Origin of the sequence: Streptomyces sp. UNOB3_S3 (assembly GCF_020740895.1) — a bacterium.
In the GTDB taxonomy this organism is placed as follows: Bacteria; Actinomycetota; Actinomycetes; order Streptomycetales; family Streptomycetaceae; genus Streptomyces.
Genome location: NZ_JAILXP010000484.1, coordinates 1 through 4,553 on the forward strand (window position 1 = coordinate 1; position 4,553 = coordinate 4,553).

General features: G+C 75.3%; 3 protein-coding genes. All 3 read left to right on the forward strand.

The genetic code is table 11. The features are described 5' to 3' along the window. The coding region (locus K6I33_RS32215) for a SpoIIE family protein phosphatase (protein WP_229358105.1) at positions 1–1,802 on the forward strand (1,802 nt) is incomplete at its 5' end. Positions 1,803–1,858: 56 nt separating this feature from the next. Beyond that, the gene (locus K6I33_RS32220; RefSeq protein ID WP_229358106.1) at positions 1,859–3,400 is read left to right on the forward strand and encodes a sugar ABC transporter ATP-binding protein; all 1,542 of its coding nucleotides are present in this window, start codon (positions 1,859–1,861) and stop codon (positions 3,398–3,400) included. Then, complete coding sequence (locus K6I33_RS32225) at positions 3,397–4,431, forward strand: ABC transporter permease (protein ID WP_229358107.1); 1,035 nt, start codon at positions 3,397–3,399, stop codon at positions 4,429–4,431. Before K6I33_RS32220 ends, K6I33_RS32225 begins: the two co-directional genes overlap by 4 nt. The last annotated feature ends 122 nt before the right edge of the window (positions 4,432–4,553 follow it).

The window sequence follows — 4,553 nt, forward strand, 5'->3', positions numbered from 1 at the left end:
ACCCCCGGCTCGCCCACGAGCACGAGCCGGGGGTGGGCAAGTACGCCGTGGCGGCCCGGCGCCGCCTGGAGCTGCTGTCCGAGGCCAGCACCCGCATCGGCACCACCCTGGACGTGGGCCGCACCGCCCGGGAGCTCGCCGAGATGGCCGTACCGCGCCTGGCCGACTACGTCACCATCGACCTCCCCGAGTCCGTGCTGCGCGGCGACGAACCCTCCGACCCCACCCGGGACCTCCACCGGACCGTGGTGCACGGCATCCGCGACGACTGCCCGTTCTACCCGGCCGGCGAGCGGGTCCACCTCCAGCCCACCACGCCCCAGCTGCGCTGTCTGACCAGCGGGCGGACCGTCCTGGAGCCCGACCTCAGGTCCGCCGCGGGCTGGATCGCCCAGAGCCGCGTGAACGCCCAGCGCATCCTCGCCCACAACGTCCACTCGCTCATCGCCGTCCCGCTCCTGGCCCGCGGCATCGCCCTGGGCATCGCGAGCTTCTACCGGGCGCGCGACCCCGCCCCCTTCGGGGACGACGACCGTTCGCTCGCGCAGGAGCTCGCCACCCGCGCCGCCATCTGCATCGACAACGCGCGCCGCTACACCCGTGAGCACGCCATGGTGCTCGCCCTCCAGCACAGCCTGCTGCCGCAGGGCTTCCCCGAGCAGAACGCCGTCGAGGTCGCGCACCGCTACATGCCCGCCGAATCCGGTGTCGGCGGCGACTGGTTCGATGTCATCCCCCTCTCCAGCACCCGCGTCGCCCTCGTCGTCGGGGACGTCGTCGGCCACGGGCTGCACGCCGCCGCGACCATGGGGCGGCTGCGCACCGCCGCGCGCAACTTCGCCGAGCTGGACCTGCCCCCGGACGAGGTCCTCGTCCACCTCGACAACCTCGTGGGCCGCCTCGACCGGGAGGAGTGCGGGGACGACCCCTTCTCCGGCATCACCGGCATCATCGGCGCGACCTGCCTGTACGTCATCTACGACCCCGCCTCCCAGCGGTGCACCATGGCCCGGGCCGGTCACTGCCCGCCCGCGCTGGTCCACCCCGACGGCACCGTCACCTTCCCCGACCTGCCCGCGGGACCGCCGCTGGGGCTGGGCGGCCTCCCCTTCGAGACCGCCGAGTTCCATCTGCCCGAGGGCAGCCAGCTGGTCCTCTACACCGACGGGCTCATCGAGGACCGCGACCGCGACTTCGACACCGCCCTGGAGCAGCTGCGCCGGGCCCTGGCCTGCCCCAACCGGCCGCCCGAGGAGACCTGCCAGGCCGTCGTCGAGGCCGTCGTCCCCGAGCACCCCGCCGACGACATCGCACTCCTCGTCGCCCGCACCCACACCCTCGACCCGCACCGCGTCGCCACCTGGGACCTGCCCGCCGACCCGGCGCTCGTCTCCACCGTCCGCGCCGCGGTCGCCCGGCAACTGGCCGCGTGGGGGCTGGACGAGATCTCCTTCGACATCGAGCTGCTGCTCAGCGAGCTGGTCACCAACGCCGTCCGGTACGGCCGCGGCCCCATCCAGGTGCGGCTGCTCTACGACCGCACGCTGACCTGCGAGGTGTCCGACGCCAGCAGCACCGCCCCGCATCTGCGCCATGCCGCGACCACCGACGAGGGCGGCCGCGGGCTGTTCCTCGTGGCGCGGCTCTCCCAGGCGTGGGGCACCCGCTACACCGCCGAGGGCAAGGTCATCTGGGCCGAGTGCGCGCTGGAGATGCCCGCGGGGAAGGCCGGCGAGACGGCCGGGCTCGCCCTGGACTCCTTCGGTTCCCTCGGCTCCTTCGACGACATCCCGGCGATCTGACGACATCCCCGCGATCCGACGGCCCATCCGGCGCCGGGGACGAAGGGGGACGTAGCATGTCCGGCATGCGGTATCTCGTCCGCATCCGCGGTCTCAGCAAGCGCTTCGGCGGCACCCTGGCGCTGGACGCGGTCGACCTCGACATCCCGGCCGGGAACGTCCTGGCGCTGCTCGGCCCCAACGGCGCCGGGAAGTCCACGCTCATCAAGGTGCTCGCGGGCGTCCACCACGCGGACGCGGGCGACGTGACCGTCGCCGGGCATCCGCTGGGCACCGAGGCGGCCCGCCGCGCCATGTCCTTCATCCACCAGGACCTGGGCCTGGTGGGGTGGATGACGGTCGCCGAGAACATCGCCCTGGGCGCCGGCTATCCGCGCCGCGCCGGACTGGTGTCCTGGCGGCGCGTCCGCCGGCAGTGCGCCGAGGCCCTCGGTGTCGTCGCCGCGCACCTCGGCCCGGACGCGGTCGTCGCCGACCTCACCCGGGCCGAACGCTCCCTGGTGGCCATCGCCCGCGCCCTGTGCGTCCGGGCCGAGCTGATCGTCCTGGACGAGCCGACCGCCAGTCTCCCGGCGGCGGACCGCACCCGGCTCTTCGCCGTGCTGCGCGACCTGCGCGACCGGGGCCACGCCGTCGTCCTCGTCACCCACCGGCTGGACGAGGTGCGCGAGGTCGCCGACACCTTCGCCGTCCTGCGCGACGGCCGCGTCGTCAGCCACGGCCCGGTCGCCGGCTACTCCACCGCCCGGCTGGTGCGCGACATCGTGGGCCACGACCCCGGCCGCCACCGCCTCCCCGCGCCCGCCACCGGGCCGGTCGTCCTCGACCTCGACGGCGTCCGGACCGAGCACACCGGGCCCGTGACCCTGCGGCTGCGCGGCGGCGAGGCCCTCGGCCTCGTGGGGCTCACCGGCGCCGGGCACACCACGCTGGGCCGTGCCCTCGCCGGGGCCCGCCCGGTCCTCGGCGGCCGGATCCGGCTGGCCGGCCGGCCCTACCGCCCGGACTCCGTCGCCCACGCCGTCGCCGCCGGGGTCGGCTTCGTCAGCAGCGACCGGCAGGGGGAGGGCTGCGCCCCCGACCTGACCGTACGGGAGAACTTCCTGGCCAACCCCCGGGCGGGCGGAACGCCCGGCACCCACTGGATCAGCCCCGGTCCCGAGCGCGCCGAGGCCGCCGTGCTCATCGCGCGCTTCACGGTACGGCCCCGGGACAGCGAACGGCCGATCGCCACCCTGTCCGGCGGGAACCAGCAGAAGGTCATGCTCGGCCGGTGGCTGCGGCTGCCCCGGACCCTGCTGATCCTGGAGGAGCCGACGGCCGGGGTGGACGTCGGCGCGAAGGCGGCGGTCCACCGGCTGCTCCGGGAGGCGCTGGCCGGCGGCCTGGCCGTGCTGCTCGTCTCCAGCGACTTCGAGGAGGTCGCCGACGTGTGCCACCGGGCCCTCGTCCTCGTCCGCGGCGCCGTGACGGCGGAGCTGGGCGGGGCGTCCCTGACCGCCGCCGCGCTCACCCGCGCCGCCTCGGCCATGACACCGCTGACCGGGGATCCCGCCGAGGGCCCCGGCGGGAACCACGCCACCGGGGCGCGGGAATGACCCCGCCCGACCCGGGCCGGCGGCTCCTCGCCGGCCGCCTCGGGCACCTCGGTCACCTCCTCGGCGCCTACGGCCTCCTGACCCTCACCGTCGTGCTGTTCGTCGCCTTCTCCCTCGCCCTGCCGGACACCTTCCCCACCCTCGACAACATCTCCGCCGTCCTGTCCAACCAGTCCATCCCCGCCGCCCTCGCGCTCGGCGCGACGATCCCCATCGCCGCCGGCCGGTTCGACCTGTCCATCGGCTACGGCCTCGGCCTCGCGCACGTCATGACGATGCGGCTCATCGTCACCCAGGGGTGGCCCTGGCCGCTCGCCTGCCTGACGGTGGCCCTGGGCGGCGCGGCCGTCGGCGCCGTCAACGGCGTCGTCGTCGAATACGCCCGGATCGACTCGTTCATCGCCACCCTCGGCACCGGCAGCATCATGTACGCCGTCACCGGCCGGATCACCGACGGCGCCCGGATCGTCCCCGGCCCCCACGGCCTCCCGGCCGCCTTCACCGACCTCTACGACTCCCGGTTCCTCGGCCTTCCCGTCCCCGCCTTCTACGTCCTGGCGCTCACCGCCGTCCTGTGGCTGCTCCTGGAACGGCTCCCCCTGGGCCGGTACCTGTACGTCATCGGCTCCAACCCCCGCGCCGCCGAGCTCGTGGGCATCCCCTCCCGGCGCTTCGTCATCCACGCCTTCACCGTCTCGGGCCTGGTCGCCGGCTGCGCCGGGGTCCTCCTGGCCGCGCAGCAGCAGATCGGCAACCCCAGCGTCGGCATGGACTACCTGCTGCCCGCCTTCGTCGGCGCGCTGCTCGGCTCCACCGCCATCAGGCCCGGCCGGGCCAACGCCGTGGGCACCCTCGTAGCCGTCACCGTCCTCGCCGTCGGCCTCGCGGGCATCGGCCAGCTCGGGGCCCGCTTCTGGGTCACCCCGCTGTTCAACGGCGGCACCCTGCTCGTCGCCGTCGGCCTGGCCGGCTACGCCGCGCGCCGGCAGCTGCGCCGCCGCCGGGCCGAGCCGCCCGGGGTCACTCCGTGAGACGCGCCCCCGACGGGAGGACCGGCCGGACGACCGGGACGACCGTGGCGCTCGCGCTGCTGCTCACCGCGCTCACCGCGCTCGCCGCGCTCACCGGCTGCGAGCGCCACGGTCGTCCCGGT

What these genes read in the sequence shown, in the direction of transcription:
- K6I33_RS32220 (WP_229358106.1), top strand. Translation starts at nt 1,859, where the DNA reads ATGTCCGGCATGCGGTATCTCGTCCGCATCCGCGGTCTCAGCAAGCGC.
- K6I33_RS32225 (WP_229358107.1), top strand. Translation starts at nt 3,397, where the DNA reads ATGACCCCGCCCGACCCGGGCCGGCGGCTCCTCGCCGGCCGCCTCGGG.